The organism is Ferrimonas pelagia, from assembly GCF_039543565.1.
Taxonomy (GTDB): domain Bacteria; phylum Pseudomonadota; class Gammaproteobacteria; order Enterobacterales; family Shewanellaceae; genus Ferrimonas; species Ferrimonas pelagia.
Window position 1 is genome coordinate 73,954 of sequence record NZ_BAABJZ010000004.1, and the last position, 22,194, is coordinate 96,147.

Here is a 22,194-nt window from a genome sequence, read left to right on the forward strand (position 1 = left end):
CACTATCCTTGCGATCCCTGGATCACGAAACTCGTAATTAGATCGCCCCAGGCAAGGGGCGACCGCAAAGAACAGTTCGATCGGGAATTGGGCCTCACTGCCGGCGTTTTTCATCTCAGCCTCAATAAGCGCGATTGGGTGCATCTCAACATCATCACCCAACCCATCTTTGTCTTAAGTCATTGAGTTAAAAGAACCCGATTGTTAACGTGGACGGAAATTGCTTGCGTCGGAACACAAACCCCCTCACTCAGACACCGGCGCGCTTCCTCCCAATGAACAGAGGTCCTTGTGTTAGAGCTCGAATGGATTGTGTCTTTCTTAATGCTCGGCGCTTTTGTCGGTGTCATGGCCGGATTGCTGGGCATTGGCGGTGGCGGCATCATGGTGCCTATCCTCACCTCGCTGTTTCTGGCCCAAGGAGTACCGGTCGACAAAGTCGTGCATCTGGCGCTGGGCACTTCAATGGCTTCCATCATCTTCACCTCCCTGTCCAGCCTGCGCGCGCACCACGCGAATAACGCGGTGATATGGGACATCGTCAAAGGGATCAGCGGCGGCGTGTTACTGGGCACCTTCTTGGCCACCTTTATCGCCGCCAGAGCCAACGCACTTTACCTCGCCGTGTTCTTCTCGGCGTTTATGGCCTACGTCGCCCTGCAGATGTTTTTAAATAAAAAGCCCAGCCCAGACAAAAACATTTCAGGCAGATCCGAAGTCTTCTTTGCCGGTACCGGCATTGGCGCCATTTCCGCCTTGGTTTCCATCGGCGGCGGATCGCTAACCGTGCCCTATTTAGTGTGGCGCAACATCAACATGAAAAAGGCGATTGGCACCTCCGCGGCCATTGGCCTGCCCATCTCCGTTGCCGGAACCCTGGGCTACCTCATCAATGGTTGGGCCAACACCTCAGTGGAGCAGTACACCTTCGGCTTTGTCTATCTGCCCGCCGTTATTCTGATCTCCCTCACCAGCTTTTTCTGCGCCCCTTACGGCGTCAAGCTGGCCCACCACTTGCCAGTGCCGGTGTTAAAGAAAGCCTTCGCCTGCTTGTTGATGGCGCTCAGCCTTAAGATGCTGATAGCGGTGGTTTAGGGCAGGAAATCCGATATTGAGGTTGGTATGAACAAAGTCATTCTCAAAGGCCATATCCTGATCCCCAAAGAGGCCTTAGCCGCCGTTGAAGCGGCACTGCCCCAACACACAGCATTGACGCTCAATGAGCCGGGGTGTCTGATCTTCCAAGTCTCGCAAGATCCCAACAACCCGCAGCGTTTTGATGTGTATGAGGCGTTCGTCGATAAAGCGGCTTTCGAGTCACACCAACACAGGATCCAACACGCCAACTGGGGGCAGATCACCCAACAGGCTCAGAGGCATTACGAATTATCGGCGTGATCACATTACCCGCCGGGCTCTTAATGCTATACAAGATCACCTTCAGCCCCTATCCGCTCACAGGAGATCCCGTGTCCCCACACCACGACGCCCTCAATGCCATCCAGGCCAAGTCCTCCGGCGTCGCAGCCTCTTGTGATCATCCCATCACCATCAATTTCCACACCGACCGCCGAACCCACGACGGCATGCCTTTGCTGCTGGCGATGGCCAAGGATGGGCAGTTGAAATCGCAGTTTGAAACCGGTACCAGCAACGGCGGCTTAACGGCGTTTACTGGCGGTGAGCGCTGGCGTTGGGAGCAACGCGTATTTGACGGTAGTTACGATCATGCCCTGCCCTCGCAACGCCCCAAGTACGGCGCATTGAACGTCCAGGCGCTGCCCTATGGCGCCTCACCACGCTTTGGCTCGGCCCATTTTCGGCTCAAAGCCCATGTCCTGGCCCGCACCACATTTTGCTATCCGGACAGCTTTTTTGAACCCGAGCACTTCGCCACTCATCGACATTTGGCGCCGCTGATAGACCAGCTCAATTCTGATGATTGTGATCCGCTGGACGCCTACATCGAAGCGCAGATCCACGGCCCTTTGTCACTGCAACAAGATGTCGAGGCGTTGGTTTTGGATCCCATCTATCAGGGCACCGAGATCGAGCGCCAGGCCCAGCAGTTGCCCGTCACGCTGGAGTGGCATCAAGGCTTTGCCCTCAGCATTGAGAAAATGGCGCAGTACCCCGGCTATCGTGGCGCGCAATTTATCGAGATCGCCCGGACGATCGCCAGAGAGGGGCTGATCACCGCAGAGATCCTCAGCCACGCCATCCACCATCTCGGCCATGATCCGCAGGACATCAAGAAGGTTTGGCATTACCTGGCACGGTTTGGCTACCCGCAGCCGTAGCCCGCCCCAAACATTCACGACAATGAACAAGCCTCAACGTCACCTCTCCCATCTCGCAAACAAATCCAGTTTGTAAACAGCCTGTTAATTTGAAATAATCCGTTCGCTTTTAAGCCTGTGTGACGTCCACTCAGGCTTTTTGTCAGGAAGACAGCAAGGGGAACAGGATGTCTCGTTTCAATCTGCCGGTTGCATCACGCCGGGACGTATTACGTAAACGCTGGCCAGAACGATGTCCCTATGCTTGGCCCGTTGCGACGCCGCAACGCCCATGCCAAGCACAACTCCCTGCCTTTGCCTCTCAGCACTACCTTCCTGATCCCATCGTTGCACTGCCCTTTTGGTACCCACTGCAACTCCCCAGAATTCAAAACCTCTTCTGACCGCACTCTACAGCCGCAACACCTAGTTGCCTCAGCTGCCGGGCATGCGCCTAGCTCGTCGGTCTACGTTCTGAAAAAACCAATGGATAATGAAACTCATTATGTTTAAGCGAAGTTTGCTCCATGAAGCCATCCTCCTCTCGCTGATCACGGCCCCCGTGGCCGCGGATGAACTGGCTAATCGCAAAGAGATTGAAACCATCGAAGTGACGGCGACCAAGCGCCGCCAAAACATTCAGGAAACGCCGGTGGCAGTACAGGCGTTGAGCGAGCAGGATCTGAAAGATCAAAACATCGGCAACTTCGATGATTTTGTCCGCTATATGCCCAACGTGACCTTAGGCGGGCGGGGACCCGGTCAGTCCGATGTATTCATCCGTGGTATGGCGATTGAGCCTATCTCGGTGATGCTCTCCGGCGCTCAGGGCACCATGCCCAACGTCGCCTTGTACCTGGATGAACAACCGGTCACCGCGCCGGGCCGCAACCTCGATGTCTATGCTGCCGACTTAGAGCGGGTGGAAGTGTTGGCCGGACCACAGGGGACGGTGTTTGGCGCCAGTTCACAGGCCGGCACCATCCGTTACATCACCAATAAGCCGCAATTGGGCCAATTCAGCACAGGGTTCACCGCCTCCGCCGAGCAGACCAAAAACGGCGAGATGAGCAATGCCATCGAAGCATTCATCAACCTGCCACTGAGCGATGATCTGGCGGTGCGCGCCACCATGTACAACGTCCACCGCGGTGGGTACATCGACAACGTCTATGGCGAGTTCACGCTGGATCCGGCCATCAACGAAAACTCCGCCGTCGATCTCGGCCCGGACGCCAAATACACCACCATCAACAACGGTGCCTACGTCGAAGAGGACTTCAACGACAGCTACTACAAAGGCTTCCGCTTGGGCGCCCAATACCAGTTCAACGACGATTGGCAGTTACTGGTGCAGCACATGCAGCAGGAGCTGGGCTCCGACGGCGTGTTCGATTACGATCCGGAAGTGGGCGATCTCGAAGTCCAGCGCTTCTTCCCCGACAAGCTGACCGATCGTTTCAATCAAACCTCCTGGACCCTGTCCGGCCGCTTGGCCATGCTGGATCTGATCTACACCGGCGCCTTCCTCGACCGCGAAGTGCAGCAGTCCATTGATTACATCGGCTACAACAACGCCGGGGCCTTTACCGCCTACTACACCTGTACCTATGACAACCCGGATTACATCGTCAACTACGGCATTTCACCGGAGTTCATCACCGAAACCCGCGAGTGTCTCGATCCTACCAAGGGCTTTAAAGGCCAGCAGGATCACAAGCGCAGCACCCATGAAATTCGGATCAGCGGTGAGATCAGCGAACGCTGGCGCTTCATTACCGGCGTGTTCTACGACGATTACGAGATCAAAACCCAGGACGATTACTACTACACGGTCGCCCCAGAGCTGGGCTTCGCCCCCAATGCGCCGATCTCCGATGCCAACAGCATCAATCCAGAGACCCGTCCGGTGGGGACCACCTTCTTCAATGACATCACCCGCACCGAGCAGCAGCTGGCCTGGTTTGGCGAGATGGGCTTTGATCTGACCGACAAGCTCAGCTTGAATCTGGGCCTGCGTTGGTACGACATAGAGTCGGACTTCAGCGGCTCCTCCAACTTTGCCGATGGGATCTTCCAAGGCTCGGTCAACACCGATCGCGGCCGTAACTACGACACCTCCGGCGGCCACAGCACCGAGCCGCTGTCGATCAGTGACTGGATCCCCAAGGTGAACCTGAGCTACCAGCTCAACGAAGACATGCTGCTGTACACCACCTACTCCGAAGGGTTCCGCCCCGGTGGCTTTAACCGCGGTGGCGGCATCGTCTCCGCCAACCCAGAGTTCCCGGATGTCGGCGTCAATTACGGCACCGATGAAGTGGTGAACTACGAGGCGGGCTGGAAAACCCTGCTGCTGGATCGCACCCTGCGCTTTAACGGCAACCTCTACTTTATTCAGTGGAACGACATGCAGGTGTCTCGTTTCGATCCGGTCAACGTCTCCATCCTGACCTTTATCGAAAATGCCGCAGACTCGGAGATCAAAGGCTTTGAATCCGACGTCACCTGGCAGGCCACCGACAACCTCACCCTGATCGGCGCGTTCTCCTATAACGAAACCGAGCTGACCGCCCTCAAAGGCGGCGTGATAGAGATGGCCCCGATAGGCAGTGAATTGCCGCTGACGCCCAAGTTTCAGGCCAACGTGCGCGCCCGTTATGACTGGGACTTAGCGGAGTACCAAGCGTTTTGGCAAGTGGGTGCCCAATACGCTGGCAAGTCCTGGAGTTCAATTGTGGCGGCCGATCGCGAACGCCAGCAGGACTACACTCTGGTCAACTTCGCCATCGGCGTGAACAAGGATGAGTGGGGTGTTAAGCTCTATGCCGACAACCTGACCGATGAGCGGGCCGAGCTGTTCATCAACACTCAGGATGACATACGAAGGATCAGCACCAACCGTCCCCGTACCATCGGCATGAGCATCTCGTACTACTACTGATCACGGTGGTGGCCGCGGCTGACTCCAGCCACGGCCACCAAGTTGTACCGGAAATGGAGAACCGTATGACCCCGCAAGATCCCGCCCTGCTGGCCCAGCGCCAGTTGCAAGCCGGTCGACCCGATCAGGCCTTGCCCCACGCACTTAAAGCCCAAGACGCCAGCCCGGACGATCCGCACTCTCATTACCTCTGTGCCGTCTGCTACCGCTACCTCAAGCAATGGCCCCAGATGACGCAGCATTTGGAGCAATTGGAAGCCCTGGCCCCCCACTACGGCCGCGGCTATCAGGAGCAGGGCCACGGCCATCGGGCCCAAGGCCAAAGTGAAGCTGCCCTGGCCGCTTACCTAAAAGCGGTGCACTTTAATCCGGCGCTGCTGGCCAGTTGGCAAGCGCTGGCGCAATTGGCCAGCGAGCTTAACAACACGACGCTGGCGCAACGTGCCAGCGCCCAGGCCCACCACTTCGCCGCCATGCCGCCGCAGCTGCTCAGCATCAACAGCATGCTGCACGAGGGCAAGCTGCTCAAAGCGGAGCGGTTATGCCGGGACTTTCTCCGCCATCATCCCCACCACATCGAAGCGATGCGCCTGCTGGCCCAACTCGGTGCCAAGCTGCACGTACTCGATGACGCCGAATTTTTGCTGGAGAGTGCCCTCGAACTCGAGCCCAGCAATCGCCAGGTACACTTTGACTATGTGCAGGTGCTGCACCGTCGTCAGAAGTACGCCAAAGCCCTGGAGATGGCCGCCAGCCTGCGCCAGAGTGAGCCGGGCAACCCCAGCTTTGACACCGCCTACGCCAATCAACTGGTGGCCGTGGGCCAACTGGAGCCCGCGCTGGCGCTGTATGATCAGGTACAGCAAAAACTGCCGGACAACGCCAACCTCTCGCTGGTAAAGGGCCATGCACTGAAAACCTTGGGCCGCCAGCAAGAAGCCATTGCCGCCTATCAGCAAAGTGCCCAGCTTCAGCCGGGCTTTGGCGATCCCATGTGGAGCCTGGCCAACCTGAAAACCTACCGATTCAGCGATGCGCAGATTGCACAGATGAAGCGCGATGAGGCCGATCCCGCCCGCAGCCTGGAAGACCGCTTTCATCTGTGTTTTGCCCTGGGAAAAGCATTGGAGGACCGAGCCGATTATGCCGACGCCTTCGCCTATTACGACCGAGGCAACCGGCTCAAACAGAGCCAAAATCGCTACAGCGCCGAGCTGATGGCGCGGGATCTCACCCTGCAGCAAACCCATGTGACGCCCGAGTTGCTGCGTCGGTTTGCCGGAGCGGGCGAGCTTGCGGCGGATCCCATCTTTATCGTCGGCATGCCACGGGCCGGCTCCACCCTGCTGGAGCAGATCATCGCCTCCCACTCGCAGGTGGACGGCACCCTAGAGCTGCCCGATATTGCCGCCATGGCGCACCGGCTCAACGGCCGCCGCCGTCAGGGGGAAGCGCCCAGCTATCCGGCCAATCTGGCCCAGCTGGAGCCAGAAACCCTGCAGCAGATGGGCCAGCAGTTTCTCCAGCAAACCCAAATTCACCGCCAGGGCGCGCCGTTTTTCATCGATAAAATGCCCAACAACTTCCGCCATATTGGGCTGATCAAATTGATCCTGCCGAACGCCAAGATCATCGATGCCCGGCGTGATCCCATGGCCTGCTGCTTCAGTAACTTCAAGCAGCTGTTCGCCGAGGGGCAGGAGTTCAGTTACGGACTGGACAACATGGCGCAGTATTATCAAGGCTATGTCGAACTGATGGATCACTGGGATCGTGTGTTCCCGAGCCAGATCCTGCGGGTGCAATACGAAGAGGTGGTGGCGGACATCGAGACACAGGTGCATCGCATTCTTGATTACCTCAGCCTGCCATTCGAATCCGCCTGCATCGATTTCCATCAGACTCAACGCTCGGTGCGCACCGCCAGTTCCGAGCAGGTACGCCAGCCCTTGTACCGCTCAGGCTTGGAACAATGGCGCCACTTTGCACCCTATTTAGGGCAGTTGAGCGCCGCGTTCGCCCCCCAACCAAGCGGCGCAAGCTGAACCCTTCACGGCAACGATGAGGTTGCTAGCATGGTCTGCAACCGAACGAAACAACGGGGAAAAACTGACGTTTTCCCCCGTTGTTATCAACGCAATATCTTCGCCCCTACACCTTCAACCCCAATGCCGCGCCGTGGAATTTCAGATGGTCATCAATAAAGGTCGAGATGAAGTAGTAACTGTGATCGTACCCGGGATGCATGCGCAGTTGCAGTGGATGGCTGACCGCATCACAGGCCGCCTTAAATAGCTCCGGTTTCAACTGAGTGTCGAGAAAATCGTCCTTGCTGCCCTGATCGATCATGATCGGCATCGGTTCCGGTGCATTGGCCACTAACAGAGTTGCGTCATACTCCGCCCACGTGGCTTCGTCGGGGCCAAGGTAGCCGGAAAACGCCTTACGCCCCCAAGGAACCACTGTCGGGTGCACAATGGGTGAGAACGCCGACACTGAGTTGTACATGCCCGGATTTTTCAGCGCGCAGATCAGTGCGCCATGACCGCCCATCGAGTGGCCACTGATGGACTTATCGGCCGAGACCGGCAGTGTGGCTTCGATCAAGGCGGGCAGTTCGTTGGTCACATACTCATACATGCGGTAGTGATCGGCCCAGGGCTGCTCGGTGGCATCGACATAAAATCCGGCGCCGGAGCCAAAGTCGTAGCTGTCATGTTCATCAGGCAGATCCAATCCGCGCGGACTGGTATCCGGACAGACAATGGCTAGGCCTAACTTGGCGGCTAAGCGGAAGGCGCCCGCTTTCTGGCAGAAATTTTCATCGGTGCAGGTCAGGCCGGACAACCAATACAGTACCGGCACGCGCGCCGCCGCAACGGCGGGCGGCAAGAAAATGGCAAACTCCATATCGGTGGAGGTGGCTTCGCTGTGGTGGCGATAGCGACGTAACCAACCGTCGAACACCTCTTGCTGGGATAACAGTTCCATCAACTCTCCTTCCTCTGCGATCTGGCGGACGTCATGGTAGCCATGACGTCCGCTAGTATAGAAGCAAGCGGCTTATTTTTAATACAAAATCACAGAGCGTATGCTCTTACCCTGGTGCATCAGATCTAACGCATGGTTAATGTCATCGAGTCCCATGGTGTGGGTAATGAGCGAGTCGATATCGATCTTGCCCTGCATATACCAGTCGACGATCTTCGGCACATCGGTGCGCCCCCGCGCGCCGCCAAAGGCGCTGCCGCGCCAGACCCGCCCGGTCACCAACTGAAACGGCCGTGTGCTGATCTCCTGCCCCGCTCCCGCCACGCCAATGACATAGGATTCACCCCAGCCTTTGTGGCAGCACTCCAGCGCCTGACGCATCACATGCACGTTGCCAATGCACTCGAAACTGTAATCCACGCCACCACCAGTAAGATCACAGATGGCTTCGACCACATTAGGAGTGTCTTTGGGATTGATAAAGTGGGTCATGCCAAACTGCTTGGCCATCGCCACTTTGTCGGGGTTGAGATCGATGCCGATGATCTTATCCGCCCCCACCATGCGCGCGCCCTGAATGCAGTTAAGACCAATGCCGCCCAAACCAAATACCGCCACCGTACTGCCCGGCTCGACCTTGGCGTCGAACACCACGGCACCGAGCCCGGTAGTGACCCCGCAGCCGATGTAGCAAATTTTATCGAACGGCGCGTCTTCCCGCACTTTGGCCAAGGCGATCTCCGGCAGCACCGTATATTGAGAAAACGTCGAGCAGCCCATGTAATGCAATATCGGGGTGCCATCGAGGGAGAAGCGGCTGGTGCCATCCGGCATCAGGCCGGCGCCCTGGGTTTCCCGAATGGACTGACACAGGTTGGTCTTTGGATGCAGACAGAAGTCGCACTCGCGGCATTCCGGCGTGTACAGCGGAATGACATGATCGCCCGGTTTTAATGACTTCACACCGGCGCCCACCTCGCGCACGATCCCCGCCCCTTCATGGCCTAAAATGGCAGGGAATGCCCCCTCAGGATCGTCGCCAGATAGGGTAAAGGCATCGGTATGGCACACCCCTGTGGCCTTCAGCTCGACCAATACCTCACCCGCCTGCGGCCCTTGTAGATCGACGTCATGGATCTCAAGTGGCTTTCCAGCGGCGAGAGCCACCGCAGCGCGCGTCTTCATAACTGTCTCCTAACTGTACGAACAGGTTGGTGCACATTCCGAACCCCATCAAACCCTGATAGGCTGTACGGTGTTCATCAAAAAGTAGCAGCGCCATGAGCCAATCAACGGAAAAGATCTGGAAAACCCTACAGCAGGTCCCCACTGGAAAGGTGGTGACGTACGGCCAGCTCGCCGATCTCGCCGGTCTGCCCGGCCGCGCCCGACTTGCGGCTCGCGCACTGCGTGTCGCACCCAAAGAGATGGCGTTGCCCTGGTACCGGGTGATCGGCGCCGGTGGCAAGATCAGCATTCCCAAAGACAATCCGGGCTTTGCCAGACAGATGGAGCTGCTGCGCAGTGAAGAGGTGGTAGTGAACAATGGCCGATTGAAGCTGTCGGAATATCAGTGGCAACCGGATCTGGCCGATCTCATGTGGCGACTGGAGTTCTAAACGCCCATGGCGCACCTTCCTCTATTAAAGACAAGGAACCCTATGCGAATCTTGCTCACTCTGCTTTGCACCCTTTCTCTGAGCGCCATCGCGGGCCCCTACACGCCATTTCGGGCCGACTATGAGGTGTTCCATGGCAAAGACTCACTCGGCGGTGGCTACTATCAACTCGAACAGTTGGGGCAAGACCACTACCGCATGGGCTATCAAAGCTCAGTGAAGTATCTGTTTCTATCGGACAAACGGACCGAAAAAAGCGAGTTCACCGTTGAGAATGATCAACTTGTGCCTCAGCATTATGAAATGGCACGCAGCGGCACGGGTCCCAATTTCGGCGCCACCATCCACTTTGATCATGACAAAGGCACCATTGACGCACGCTACAAGAAGCGCAATGCGCAGTTTGAACTAACCCAACCCATCTACGACTCCCTGCTGTACCAGCAACAGCTCCGACTCGATATCGCTGCCGGTAAAAACGAGCTGGTTTACCCTTTTGTCCAGAAAACCCGTCAGCGTGAGTACCGCTACCAAGTGATCGGAGAGGAGACCATCTCCCTGCCCTACGGCGAGCTAGAAACCATAAAGGTGGAGCGCATTCGGGATCCGAGCAAAGACAAAGCCACCATCATCTGGCTAGCCCCCAGCCTAAACTACATCGTGGCACGGCTGGCGCATTTCGAGGAGGGTGAGCTCAAAGCCGATATGAAGCTCACACAGGTCAGCTTCGACGAGCATAAATAGGCCACACTCGGCCAAGACTGTGCTGGCAACCAACAAGGCGTCGCAATACGACGCCTTGTTGGGGCTTGAAAGCCGTCAACCCTGTGCGACAACTTCCCCATCTTTAAACAAACACCAACTGCCCGCTGCCATTTTATGCCACTCCTCATTGCTGGTGAGCGGCCGGGTGGCGATCACCGACACCACGTCATTCGGTGTGGTCTCTTTTTGAAAATCGATCACCATCTCCGTATCGATCAGTCTCGCCTCTCCAAACGGCGCCCGCCGGGTGATCCAGTGCAGGTTGTTGCCACACAGAGCCAGCAGATAAGGCCCGTCGGAGATCAACATATTAAACACCCCCAGCTGCTGCAGCTTTTTGCCCTCACGGGCCAAAAACCGAAACGCGGTTTCCCGCTTGGCTGGCTTGAGCGGGTATTTCTGCGCTAACTTGTCCATCAGGTAGCAAAACGCCAGTTCACTGTCAGTGGCACCCACAGGCAAAAAGCGCTCAGGCTTGAGCACGGGCTTATAATCCGAGAGTTGGCCGTTGTGGGCAAAGCTGAAATTACGCCCCCACAGCTCCCGCCCGAATGGATGGGTGTTTTCCAGTGAGATCTTGCCGCGATTGGCCTGGCGGATATGACTGATCACGGTCTTGGATTTGATTGGATAGCACTTCAGCAGACTGGCAACTTCCGAGTGGCAGCTGGGATCGCTGTCTTTAAAGGTACGGTTGCCAGGGCCGTCGTAAAAGGTGATCCCCCAACCGTCCTTGTGTGGCCCGGTCATCCCGCCCCTTTCCACTAAGCCTGTGAAACTAAATACAATATCCGTCGGTACATTGGCACTCATCGCCAGTAATTCACACATGCTTATTCAATTTCTTTCATTCTGCTTACCTTGTTATGCAGCATAACGATAAAGCGCAGCCAGCCCAAGTCCGAGCAGAGCCACCAGCATGTTCCGCAACACAAATCAAACGTACGTTTAATTTTTCCGTGACAGAGGTCTGACCTGTGTCATACACTGAGATCCATCGCACATTCGTCCTGCGAATGTGGGGCTAAGTGAAGACAAGGAGAATGACCGTGACGACATTGATCTGGTGCCTGGCAGCTATCGGGCTGCTTGGAGCCCTGCTCTATCAACGCGCTTCGCTGCTGATGTTTACCGCAGCGTCCGCCATTTTATTGATGATAGGTTCAACGCTTGGGATCGTCGGGAGCACGGCCTGGGCTGTGTTTATCGTGATCTTCGCTCCATTGAATATCCCCTCTCTGCGCAAAGCCCTGCTGACCGCGCCAGTCTTAAAGGTGTTCCGCGGCATCATGCCCGAGATGTCCGATACCGAGAAAGACGCCATTGAAGCCGGAACCACTTGGTGGGATGCGCAGTTGTTCTCCGGAGCGCCCGATTGGAATGTCCTGCATAACTACCCCAAACCCACACTCACCGCGGAGGAACAAGCGTTCCTCGATGGCCCGGTTGAAGAAGTAATGCGGATGGTCAACGAGTTCGAGATCACCCACGAACTGGCCGATCTGCCGGAAGAAGTCTGGCAATATCTGAAGGACAACAAGTTCTTCGCGATGATCATCAAGAAAAAGTACGGTGGCCTAGAGTTTACCCCTTACGCCCAGTCACAGGTGTTACAAAAACTGGCCGGTCACTCCACCGTCCTCGCCTCCACCGTCGGCGTCCCCAACTCACTCGGCCCGGGTGAGTTGCTGCAACACTACGGGACCAAGGAACAAAAAGACCATTATCTGCCGCGTCTGGCGGTGGGCAAAGAGGTGCCCTGCTTCGCTCTGACCTCGCCGGAAGCAGGCTCAGATGCGGGTGCCATTCCCGACTTCGGTATCGTTTGTAAAGGCCAGTGGCAGGGCGAGGAGATCCTCGGCATCAAGCTGACCTGGAACAAGCGCTACATTACCCTAGCCCCAGTGGCGACGGTGCTGGGCCTGGCCTTCAAGCTGAAGGATCCCGATGGCTTGCTTGGCGACGAAAAGGAGCTCGGGATCACCGTGGCCCTGGTACCCACCGATATGGATGGGGTCAAGATCGGCCGCCGCCACTTCCCGCTCAACAACATGTTCCAAAACGGCCCCACCCAAGGGGAAGGCGTGTTTGTGCCACTGGACTATATCATCGGTGGACCCAAGATGGCCGGTCAGGGCTGGCGTATGCTGGTTGAATGCCTGTCGGTCGGCCGTGGGATCACCCTGCCCTCCAACTCCGCCGGAGGGATCAAAACCGTGGCAGGCGCGACCGGCGCCTATGCCCGGATCCGGCGTCAGTTTAAGCTGCCCATCGGCAAAATGGAGGGGATCGAAGAGCCCATGGCGCGGATCGGCGGTAACGCCTATCTCATGGACGGCGTGAATGCCCTGACGACCGCTGGCTTAAACCTCGGCGAGAAGCCTTCGGTGATCACCGCGATCTGCAAAATGCACTTAACCGATCGCATGCAGAAATGCATCATCGATGCCATGGACATTCATGGCGGGAAAGGGGTCTGTCTGGGGCCCGATAACTACCTAGGCCGCGGCTATCAGGGCGCACCGATCGCCATTACCGTCGAAGGGGCCAATATCCTGACCCGCTCGATGATGATCTACGGCCAAGGTGCCATCCGCTGCCACCCCTACGTCCTCAAGGAGATGCAAGCGGCCTTCAGCGATGATAAACAACAAGGACTGAATTCGTTTGATCGGGCGGTCTGGAGCCATGTTGGCTTCGTTTGTTCCAACCTCGTTCGCAGCTTCTGGCTGGGGTTGACCTCGGCTCGATTCTCGACCAGCCCATTTAACGATCACACCCAACGCTACTACCAGCAGATGAACCGCTTCGCCTCGAATCTGGCGTTGCTATCCGATATCTCCATGGGCTTGCTCGGCGGTAGCCTCAAGCGTAAGGAGCGGGTGTCCGCCCGCTTGGGCGATCTGCTCAGTCAGCTGTACCTGGCTTCTGCGACCTTGAAACGCTTCCACGACGAAGGGCGTCAGTCGGATGATCTGCCCCTGATGCAATGGGCGGTCGAAGATTCGCTGCACAAGCTGCAAACCGCGCTGGTGGAGTTGTTGGATAACTTCCCTGCCTTTGGTGGCGTGCTGAAATGGCTGCTGTTCCCGACCGGATTGCCGATGAAGCGCCCGTCCGATCAGTTGGATCATAAGATCGCCCGGATCATGCAAACCCCGTGCGCCGCCCGCGATCGCTTGATCGCCGGCCAGTGGCTGGAAAACCACCCACAAAATGCCTTGGGCAAACTGGAACATGCGCTGGATCTGATCCTCAAAGCCGAGCCCATTTACGACAAGGTCTGTAAAGCGGCCGGCCGCTCCCTGCCCTTCTTCTATCTCGACAAAGTGGCAGACATCGGCTTAGAGCTCGATATTCTCAGCGAGGAGGAAGCGCAATTGCTGCGCGACGCCGAAGCTGGACGCTTACAAACCATCAATGTGAATGACTTTGACCCAGAAGAGCTTCGAGCCAATCGCCCAGCCAAAGCCCCTGAGAACGCCGCAGAGAAAGCCACATCTGCCAAGAAAGGGGGGAAAGCGGCTTAATCCGTAAGTAAGACATAAAAAACGCAACCAAGTGCCAGTCCGTTAACCGGACTGGCAAGCGTTTTCCTCTCTGGCTCAACCCCGGTAGAGCCATGCTCAAATGCGATAAAGCGCTCTCGATGACATGGCGAATGTCCATTCGTCCAGCCTTATTACCACACCGCTCGAAGTCAACGCGCCCGACTGTAACAGACCACTACACACATATTTAGGCTGTGTCTTAAGTAACGGTTGAGCCCTATCGCGCAGTTTGAGGTTTACGCCGTTTTTAGACCCCCTAGTGCAGCGCTGAGCGTTGGTGCGTGGAGGCCGACTGGGAGCTGGAAGAAGCCATTTTTGAAGGCGGCTGGCCGCTATTGTCGTTGCCTCTCTCCATCAAGAGCCGGGCTGACTTTCAGCCTGCTTGCTGCAATTGGGGTTGAAGCGCGCCTTAAGCGAGGGCACAGCGAAACGCAGCAGTAGAGGGTGTGCAGAGGGGCTAGCCCCCTTTGGTTTCACAATGATGGCTTGCCGTCGCCAATGCGACTTGGCGGGTGAGGACGATGCAATAGGCTAAGATATAAAACAAAAAATCAACCAACAGTTAACTAAGACACAGCCTATTTCAATGCTTGGCTCAGTGGCAGTTTCAGTGTCAGGATCGGGTTTGCGCTCGCCTTCAGCGGCTTCGCTCTATCACACGGGCTTCGAGCGCGTTTGCTAAGGCGCTAACGAGGTCGGCCTTGCTCGCTCAAACCATTGCGGACGCAATGGCGTTTCCCCACCCTCGCCATACTGCTCAATGGCAGCATCAACCGATCGCTGCCGCCGCGCCAAATCAGGGTGGGTACTGAACCAATCAGACAAAAATACGTCATCCCCCAGCAGAGAGAACACGACGTCTGTTCCACCGAGATGACCGTATAAGCGCACCACATTTTCCAGCGCGCGTTGATCGGCATCCATCTCCTGCTCTCGGCTAAACCCCAACTCTGTTGTCGCTATCGCCAGCTCTGCCATGTTCGCCGACTCCCCCAGCAAAAAAGCCCCAACGAGGGCGATCCCCAAGTGACGGCTGGCTTGGCGCAGCGCATGGCGTTCACGTACATGCGCCAGCTCATGAGCCAATACTAACGCCAAGCCATTCTCGCTGCGCATGGCATCAACCAGGCCCGTATGAACGATGATCTCGCCGCCCAGCCCGGCAAACGCATTGATCTGCTCCGACTCAATCAAGGTGGCCCTTGCCGTCATTCCTTCCGGCAAGGGATCGGCCCTAACCAAATCATCCAGCAACCCGTCCAACGCAGTTTGCGCAGGTGAGGCCTGACGAAGATCATCAGACCATGCCTGTGCCATGGATTGCTCCCACTCCAGCGGAATTTGGTCCGCTAAACGATGCATCCCAAGCGCTAACATCGCCGTGATCACCGCCACCAGCACCACCACCGCCGCTAGCAGTGAGCTGAACTCCATCAGTGGATGCTGCGGAGAAACGTTGTTCTCTGGCGGGAGCCGGTTTTCAAACCTAGCCATGGCGGGGGATCACGGCCGTACCATAGGCGTACACCTCGACCGACACCTGCTGCTCTTTCGCCCCTTTACTGATGGACGACGTCTCAATGCGGACATTAAACACCGCGCTGGCACCCAGCGCCTGTGCTTCGCGTTTCATTCGCACAATTGACTCACGACGAGCCCGCTCAACCAGCGACTCGTAGGCCGCCACTCGACCACCAAAAAAGTTACGTAGCGCCGCCGCCATCACCTTGAAGTAGTCAACGGCGATCACTGTGTTTCCCCCCACCAACTTCACCTCACAAGGTTGAAACTGCGGAGGGATCCGCTTTTCACTGAACATCAATAACGACTGCAACTGCGCTTCCGCCTCGCGCAGCCGCTCAAAGTGGCTCTGCTCGGCATGCCGACCAAACAGATAACCAATCACCAACAGGGCTAAGGTAATTCCAAGGGCCAACATGGGCTTACTCCACCACGACTGCAGTGCCGTAAGCGAACAGCTCTGCCGCCCCGGAGGTCACCGATGAAGTCGAAAACCGCACGTTGATCACCGCATTGGCGCCAATAGAGCGCGCCTGTTCAACCATACGAGCGACCGACTCCTCCCGCGCTTCCTGCAGCAGCTCGGTATAGCCCTTAAGCTCGCCACCTACGATGTTTTTCAGGCCCGCCATAAAGTCCCGCCCCACATGCTTGGCGCGCACGGTATTGCCCTGCACCAAGCCTAAATGCTGGGTGATCTCCCGTCCGGGAATGGTTTCGATGTTGGTGAGGATGATCTCGTTCATCACTTTGTTTTTCCGTTTATTGTTAGCCTACCAAACAGTACAAAGGGATCTGTCGCTAACTGCAACTCTTTTCTCCCACCGCAGATCGCATAAAGCCGGGCATTTGCCCGGCTTTTGAGTTCACTGACTGACGCTTAGAAGATCAGATGCGCCATGGCAGCGATCACCGGCAGCACCACGATGGTGCGCAGGATAAAGATCACAAACAGTTCCCACAGCTTCACAGGGACCTTAGAGCCGAGCATCAGTGCGCCGGTTTCCGACAGGAAGATCAGCTGGCTGACCGACATTGCTGCGATGACGAACTTGGTCAGATCGCTGTCGATGCTGGCGGCCATAATGGCCGGCAGGAACATATCGGCAAATCCGACCATCACAGTGGTACTGGCTTCCGCCGCGTGAGGGATCTGCAGCAGCTCCAATAACGGAACGAACGGGGCCCCCAACCAGCTAAATAACGGGGTGGACTCGGCGATCACCAGCGCGATAGTACCAATCGCCATCACCACCGGCAGCACGCCTAACACCATATCGGCGGCGTTCTGAACGCCCTCTTTCGCTACGCTGCGAGCGCTCTTTACCTGGCTGGCACGGCCCAACGCCATTTTGTAGCCGTAAGACAATGAGGTTTCACCGGCTGGCACCACTTCATCGTCCGAGCGGCGCGCTTCGCCATTGATAAACACGTCCTTCTTGCGCGACAGCGGCGGCAGACGTGGTACCACAACTGCGGCGACCAAGCCAGCGAGGCAGACGGTGCCATAAAATGGCAGGAAATAGGCTTCCAGACCGACGGTGCTGATCACCACTAGGCAGAAGGTGATGGATACCGCGGTAAAGGTGGTGCCGATCACCGCCGCTTCACGCTCGGTAAACAGGCCCTGCTCATACTGCTTGGAGGTCATCAGTACACCGACCGAGCCATCGCCCAACCAAGAGGCAAAGCTGGTCACGGCAGAGCGTCCCGGCAGGTTAAACAACGGACGCATTAACTTGGTCAGCAGGCAGCCGATCAGCTCCAGCAGGCCGAAGTTAATCAACAAGGGCAACAGCAACCCAGCAAACAGGAACACACACAGCAGCGTCGGCAGCAGATCGTGCAATACCATGCCGCCAGTGTCCTCCGAGTGGATGATCTCAGGGCCAACACTAAACGCGGTCAGCAGGATAGCGATCGCACCGATAATGCGCGTTGCCGCCCACAACCAAGAGACGTTGAACAACCCCTGCAAAAACGGGCTCTTCATCACCACAGCAGGCTTGAACAGCTTGACCAAGGTTGTGATCGCTGCCGAGGCCACCACGACCCAGATCACCAACGTAACCGCCAGAGAATCCAGTTGGGCCAGCGTGCCCTTCGCCAAGATCGCGATCGGAATGGTCACGTTACCGCCGTATGACACGGGCGTCATAAAGAGGAAGATCCCGATCAGCGACGGGATCAGGAACATCAGAGTGTTCCGCAGAGATGAAGTCTCTTTCATAATACAGGTTTGCTCATTGTTCACGACCGTGGCCCTCTAATTCTTTTCACTAGTGGGGCTTGTTCAACCAGTGTGCATCACTATGCAAGTGGCATGACTGAGGACGCACATGCTACCGATCGACTCCTATTTTTAAAAGAGTCGATGAGCGGGAACAGTGCGACCCAGCTCACACATACTCACTCAGGCAGAGTGATTAGTTATTCACTCCACAAAACCGAGCAAAAAACCGACGTTGTTCGACCTTACTGTTTATTGCCAGCACGACGCTGCAGCTGGTCGAGCAAGTTTGGCGGCACGCCCTGAATGGTCAAGGTATCACGAACCGGATCCCAGACAACGCGCTCGCCCAAATGGCCGGCATCAAAACTGACGGACACACCGCCACCGGTACCGCTGAACTTCTTCAACTGACGTAGGGTTGACTGATCGGCCGGAAAGTCCTCTTCCAGGCCATAATCGCCATCGCTGGTAAATTGATAAAACGCGTCCAGCCCTTTGTCCGCCAATTCATCAGATACGTCTTTCATCGCAATGGTTTCACCCATGGCGGTTTGCCCTTTGCAGTAATCGAACACCGCGTCACGCGCCTCTTGCGCCTCATGTTTGTCCAGCTCGCCCTGAGCCACGAAATCCTCGACGGCCGACATCAACTGCTTGTTTTGGCGTTTGGCATCGACCCCCTCAACACAGCCCATAAAGTCGAGGAAGAAATCCGCCACCTTGCGCCCTGCCCGCCCTTTGACAAACGACAGGTACTTCTTCGAGGTGGGATCCGCTTGCCATTCGGTCAGATCGATCCGCGCCGCCAATTGCATGTTGGACAGATCCAAGTGCTCACTGCCGTGCACCTCCATCTCATCAGACACACTGACGGAAGGCTTCGGCGACAGCAAGGCCACAAACAGATAGTGGCTAGCGATATGGCTGTAGGCAGCCATCAGCAGATAGCCACCGGTAGCAAAGTCATATTTGCCCAACTCTTGACCCAGCAACTGACCCGCTTGTGCGGTAAACTCAACAAAGCCGAGCTCACCACTGCGCCATTGGGTCATGGCATGCAAAAATGCCTCGTTGGCTTCGCCATCCGGCTCGCCTTCACTGTTCAATGGCACGCCGAAATGGCCATAGCCTTTACCGGCTTTGGCGGTGTACAAACGGTGCAGCTCAGCCACCAGATCATCCGCGGCAGCGGACTGGTTTAACGGCTGTGGACGCAAACGGCATTCAAGTTGACCGTCGGCCCCTTGAGACACCGCATGAAGAATGGCTTGTTCTATTTTAATAGTCATGACTTAGGCAATAGTGGTTCAGGGGAAAAGCCGCTATTATATGCCCCCTTTTTTCCAACATCACAGGATTTACAATGGCTATCGTATCAAAATACAGCAATGAACAGGTTGAGACCTTGTTGAGTGAGCTGCTGGGTGTGATGGAAAAGCACAACGCCCCGACCGATCTGGCCCTGATGGCGCTGGGCAACACCGCCACCGTGATCATCAATGGCAAGATCGCCCAACCCCATCGTGCCGCCATCGCTGAGCAGTTTGCCAAAGCACTGAGTGCCTCGGTTCGCGACGACGCGTGATCCGTCTAAACAATTGAATTATCTGTCTGGATAAGTCGATATATTCCCCGTAGGATAAGCCTACTCAATAGGCCTAGAAGCCAGAGAATGCAGACAAACGAACACAACAAGGATCGCGTTTCCCCCCTGGTGCTTTGGGGTCACTGGTACACCTTCATCAACATTTTGTTGGCGATGGTGATCGCCACTCGCTATCTCAAGGTCGAAGGTTGGCCAGAAACCCTGCTGGGTCAGCTGTACATGCTCACCAATTGGGTGGGGCACTTCGCTTTCCTCGGCTTTGTGGTTTACCTCATTGCCCTGTTCCCTGTCACACTCTTGCTGCCCTATTCGCGGATCCTGCGGGGCTACGCAGCCGTTGTTGCCACCTTAGCGTTGTCGACACTGGCCTTTGACGCCCAAGTCTTCAGCCATTACCGGCTGCACCTCAGTCCCTTTGTGCTTGACGTGGCCTCCAGCGATCTAACCGCACTACTGTCATCGCCGCTGCTGTTACTGGCGCCGATCGCCATCATGGCGCTGCAACTCTTGCTCGCGAATGGTTTGTGGAAACGACTTCAACGTGTACGTCGCCGCAAACAGGGCACGCGCGTGACTGCGGTCCTCGTCAGTTGCTTCGTCTTTTCCCATCTGGTGCATGTCTGGGCGGATGCCACGGTCTACCGACCGATCACCACCCAAGACGATATCTTCCCGCTGCATTACCCATTCACGGCTAAGAGCTTTATGGCACGCCAGGGCCTTGTGGATGATCTGTCTCTGGCAGAGCGGGAGCGAACGGCCAAGCCAACCCACCAATTGAACTACCCGATTCAACCGCTGCAATGTCACGCAGAGCAAACACCCGATGTGCTCATGGTCGTGGTCGAAGCTTGGCGCGCCGATCTTATCGACATCAATACCATGCCCAAGTTGCTGACCTTCGCGCAGCAAAGCCATTGGTTTACTGAGCACCGCAGTGGCAGCAATGACTATGGCTATGGGATCTACAGCTTGCTGTACGGCATGTTGCCGGCGTATGAAACCTCACTGTTTGCGGATAAGAAAGCCCCGCTGCTAACCGAACAATTGCGTCAGGCTGGATACCAACTGACCATCTTTGGCTCTGACGATCTGGCCGAGCGCCGCTCGATGGCCACACTGCTCGCCGACTTCCATCAACAACCTGGATCGGTCATTGATGATCCCGCCGCGCAAGATCAAGCCACCACAGACCAACTATTGCGACATTTCGAAGCCAGTGACCAACCGCAGTTTCGTTTGATCACCTACAACGCGCCGAGCTCCTACAGCACACCGATTGGCTTTGTCGGGATCCCGACCGTACGACCCCAAACCGAGCTCAATAACGCTCAGCGCGTACTGTTTAACCAATATCGCCAGTCTCTGTCATTTCTCGATGACGAACTGGGCCGATTGCTTGCCAGCGTAGACGACAACACCCTAGTGATCGTCACCGGTAGCAACGGCAACGTCTTCTCGACCAACAGCAATACCGATATCCGCAGCAACTTCTCCGCTTCGGCCGTGCATGTCCCTATGCTGATCCGCTGGCCCGATCAGAAACCCCGTCAGTATGGCTATGCCACCAATCACTATGGCTTGGTGCCGGCCCTGATGACGCAGCTGCTTAACTGCGATAACCCGATCCGGCAATACAGCCTGGGTGAAAGCCTGTATCAACCACCAACAACGCCTTACATGGTGATGGGCAACGATCGAAACTTTGCCATTCACAGCAACAAGGGCACAACGGTGATCAATAGCCATGGCGAGTACCGCGTGTTTGATCAGAACTATCAACGCCAGCGCGACGCCAGCCTAGATGTGCCGACACTGATCGGAGTTATGGAGGAAGGTCGTCGCTTTCTTAGCCAATAACTCACTGTTTGGACAAAGAATCATCGCTTGAACACTCGGGCACTTGCAAATCCCTCCGCGCTCAGTAATATGAGCCTTGTCTTCGGGGCCAAGCGCCACTAAGACGACAGTTCGGAATGTAGCGCAGTTTGGTAGCGCACTCGCCTGGGGGGCGAGCGGTCGTAGGTTCAAATCCTATCATTCCGACCAATTTAAGCAAAAGGCCCAACTCATTGAGTTGGGCCTTTTGCTATTTGCCGTACGGTTTATAGCAAACGCGTGCGCTGACGCCGCCAGGCCACCAACAACATCAAACCAATAAGGCCGCGCCCAAACGCGCCACCGGAGCCACCGTCGAACGGCTCAACAACGGCGGCAGCCTCATGCCGATCCTAACCGTGCGTTTCATCTCGATACCGTGTATAGCTTTTAGATACGCATAGGCTCAACAATAATGCATAATACCAATTCCATTATCTATTTGGTCAGTCTGGCCCATTCCCTGCTGCACAGATGCCGCACTTGTTCTGCATCTTTTCGAAAGCTGTTCCAAGCATCTGCAACCTGGTCGACAATGTGGTCATAGCTTTTGAAGACCCGATTGGAGAGGCACCGCTGCCGTAGCCATTGCCAAACCTGCTCCATCGGGTTCAGTTCCGGTGAGTAAGGAGGCAGTTTGATCAAGCTGACATTGTTGAATGGAGAAGCAGTATCTGACATATGCCACCCGGCACCATCAATGATCACTATCGCGTGGCGACCTCGCGGTGTTGCTTCGGAAATCAGTTGAAGATGCTGCCTCATAGCGTCTTTGTTTACGCACGGAGTAATCAGGGCTTCAGTCTT

19 protein-coding genes and 1 tRNA gene are annotated in these 22,194 nt (G+C 56.3%); 11 read left to right on the forward strand and 9 right to left on the reverse strand.

The genetic code is table 11. From position 1 onward, the window contains the following. Positions 1 to 291 precede the first annotated feature (291 nt). From ABEA08_RS01660 to ABEA08_RS01680, 5 genes are all read left to right on the forward strand, one after another. Positions 292 to 1,095 carry a sulfite exporter TauE/SafE family protein gene (locus tag ABEA08_RS01660; protein ID WP_345332608.1) on the forward strand — a complete coding sequence of 268 codons (804 nt, stop codon included), beginning with the start codon at positions 292 to 294 and terminating at the stop codon, positions 1,093 to 1,095. Positions 1,096 to 1,122: 27 nt separating this feature from the next. Next, positions 1,123 to 1,398 (forward strand): putative quinol monooxygenase, encoded by a 276-nt coding sequence (locus tag ABEA08_RS01665; RefSeq protein ID WP_345332610.1) that lies wholly within the window; start codon positions 1,123 to 1,125, stop codon positions 1,396 to 1,398. A 71-nt stretch (positions 1,399 to 1,469) separates the two neighbouring features. After that, positions 1,470 to 2,300, forward strand: a complete 831-nt coding sequence (locus tag ABEA08_RS01670; RefSeq protein WP_345332613.1) for a DUF3626 domain-containing protein — start codon at positions 1,470 to 1,472, stop codon at positions 2,298 to 2,300. A gap of 484 nt (positions 2,301 to 2,784) precedes the next feature. Further along, on the forward strand, positions 2,785 to 5,223 hold the full coding sequence (locus ABEA08_RS01675; RefSeq protein ID WP_345332616.1) for a TonB-dependent receptor: 2,439 nt from the start codon (positions 2,785 to 2,787) through the stop codon (positions 5,221 to 5,223). A 65-nt stretch (positions 5,224 to 5,288) separates the two neighbouring features. Beyond that, positions 5,289 to 7,268, forward strand: coding sequence for a tetratricopeptide repeat-containing sulfotransferase family protein (locus tag ABEA08_RS01680; protein WP_345332618.1), 1,980 nt, complete (start codon positions 5,289 to 5,291; stop codon positions 7,266 to 7,268). Positions 7,269 to 7,374: 106 nt separating this feature from the next. On the opposite strand, the gene fghA is transcribed toward ABEA08_RS01680, so the two are convergent. Beyond that, on the reverse strand, positions 7,375 to 8,214 hold the full coding sequence (gene fghA, locus ABEA08_RS01685; RefSeq protein WP_345332620.1) for an S-formylglutathione hydrolase: 840 nt from the start codon (positions 8,212 to 8,214) through the stop codon (positions 7,375 to 7,377). Between the two features lie 78 nt (positions 8,215 to 8,292). After that, the gene (locus ABEA08_RS01690; RefSeq protein WP_345332623.1) at positions 8,293 to 9,399 is read right to left on the reverse strand and encodes an S-(hydroxymethyl)glutathione dehydrogenase/class III alcohol dehydrogenase; all 1,107 of its coding nucleotides are present in this window, start codon (positions 9,397 to 9,399) and stop codon (positions 8,293 to 8,295) included. Between the two features lie 95 nt (positions 9,400 to 9,494). Between ABEA08_RS01690 and ABEA08_RS01695 the strand changes: the two genes are divergently transcribed. Together ABEA08_RS01695 and ABEA08_RS01700 are read left to right on the forward strand one after the other, a co-directional pair. Then, a complete protein-coding gene (locus ABEA08_RS01695) occupies positions 9,495 to 9,833 on the forward strand; it encodes an MGMT family protein (RefSeq protein ID WP_345332625.1) in 339 nt (112 codons plus the stop codon). A 42-nt stretch (positions 9,834 to 9,875) separates the two neighbouring features. After that, positions 9,876 to 10,577, forward strand: a complete 702-nt coding sequence (locus ABEA08_RS01700; protein ID WP_345332628.1) for a DUF3108 domain-containing protein — start codon at positions 9,876 to 9,878, stop codon at positions 10,575 to 10,577. A gap of 75 nt (positions 10,578 to 10,652) precedes the next feature. Here ABEA08_RS01700 and ABEA08_RS01705 read toward each other — a convergent pair whose 3' ends face one another. Next, entirely contained in the window at positions 10,653 to 11,429 is a 777-nt protein-coding gene (locus tag ABEA08_RS01705; RefSeq protein ID WP_345332630.1) for a class II glutamine amidotransferase, read from the reverse strand. Positions 11,430 to 11,647: 218 nt separating this feature from the next. Between ABEA08_RS01705 and fadE the strand changes: the two genes are divergently transcribed. After that, on the forward strand, positions 11,648 to 14,128 hold the full coding sequence (fadE, locus tag ABEA08_RS01710) for an acyl-CoA dehydrogenase FadE (protein ID WP_345332633.1): 2,481 nt from the start codon (positions 11,648 to 11,650) through the stop codon (positions 14,126 to 14,128). A 699-nt stretch (positions 14,129 to 14,827) separates the two neighbouring features. Here the strand turns inward: fadE and ABEA08_RS01715 are convergent. The 5 genes from ABEA08_RS01715 to yejK all read right to left on the reverse strand — a co-directional run bounded on the left by ABEA08_RS01715 (position 14,828) and on the right by yejK (position 19,192). Further along, a complete protein-coding gene (locus tag ABEA08_RS01715; protein WP_345332636.1) occupies positions 14,828 to 15,643 on the reverse strand; it encodes a M48 family metallopeptidase in 816 nt (271 codons plus the stop codon). Beyond that, positions 15,636 to 16,088 (reverse strand): YbjQ family protein, encoded by a 453-nt coding sequence (locus tag ABEA08_RS01720; RefSeq protein WP_345332638.1) that lies wholly within the window; start codon positions 16,086 to 16,088, stop codon positions 15,636 to 15,638. Before ABEA08_RS01720 ends, ABEA08_RS01715 begins: the two co-directional genes overlap by 8 nt. A gap of 4 nt (positions 16,089 to 16,092) precedes the next feature. After that, complete coding sequence (locus ABEA08_RS01725) at positions 16,093 to 16,407, reverse strand: YbjQ family protein (RefSeq protein ID WP_425557312.1); 315 nt, start codon at positions 16,405 to 16,407, stop codon at positions 16,093 to 16,095. A gap of 143 nt (positions 16,408 to 16,550) precedes the next feature. Continuing rightward, entirely contained in the window at positions 16,551 to 17,867 is a 1,317-nt protein-coding gene (locus ABEA08_RS01730; protein WP_345332641.1) for a YjiH family protein, read from the reverse strand. Between the two features lie 278 nt (positions 17,868 to 18,145). Further along, positions 18,146 to 19,192: a nucleoid-associated protein YejK gene (gene yejK, locus ABEA08_RS01735; RefSeq protein ID WP_345332644.1), complete on the reverse strand. Its 1,047-nt coding sequence runs from the start codon at positions 19,190 to 19,192 to the stop codon at positions 18,146 to 18,148. A 74-nt stretch (positions 19,193 to 19,266) separates the two neighbouring features. Between yejK and ABEA08_RS01740 the strand changes: the two genes are divergently transcribed. The 3 genes from ABEA08_RS01740 (at position 19,267) to ABEA08_RS01750 (ending at position 21,558) form a co-directional block, all read left to right on the forward strand. Beyond that, complete coding sequence (locus ABEA08_RS01740; RefSeq protein ID WP_345332647.1) at positions 19,267 to 19,488, forward strand: YejL family protein; 222 nt, start codon at positions 19,267 to 19,269, stop codon at positions 19,486 to 19,488. A gap of 87 nt (positions 19,489 to 19,575) precedes the next feature. Next, a complete protein-coding gene (locus ABEA08_RS01745; RefSeq protein WP_345332649.1) occupies positions 19,576 to 21,369 on the forward strand; it encodes a DUF3413 domain-containing protein in 1,794 nt (597 codons plus the stop codon). A 112-nt stretch (positions 21,370 to 21,481) separates the two neighbouring features. Then, positions 21,482 to 21,558 (forward strand) — tRNA-Pro (locus ABEA08_RS01750). A gap of 267 nt (positions 21,559 to 21,825) precedes the next feature. Here the strand turns inward: ABEA08_RS01750 and ABEA08_RS01755 are convergent. Then, the coding region (locus ABEA08_RS01755; protein ID WP_345332651.1) for an IS630 family transposase at positions 21,826 to 22,194 on the reverse strand (369 nt) is incomplete at its 5' end.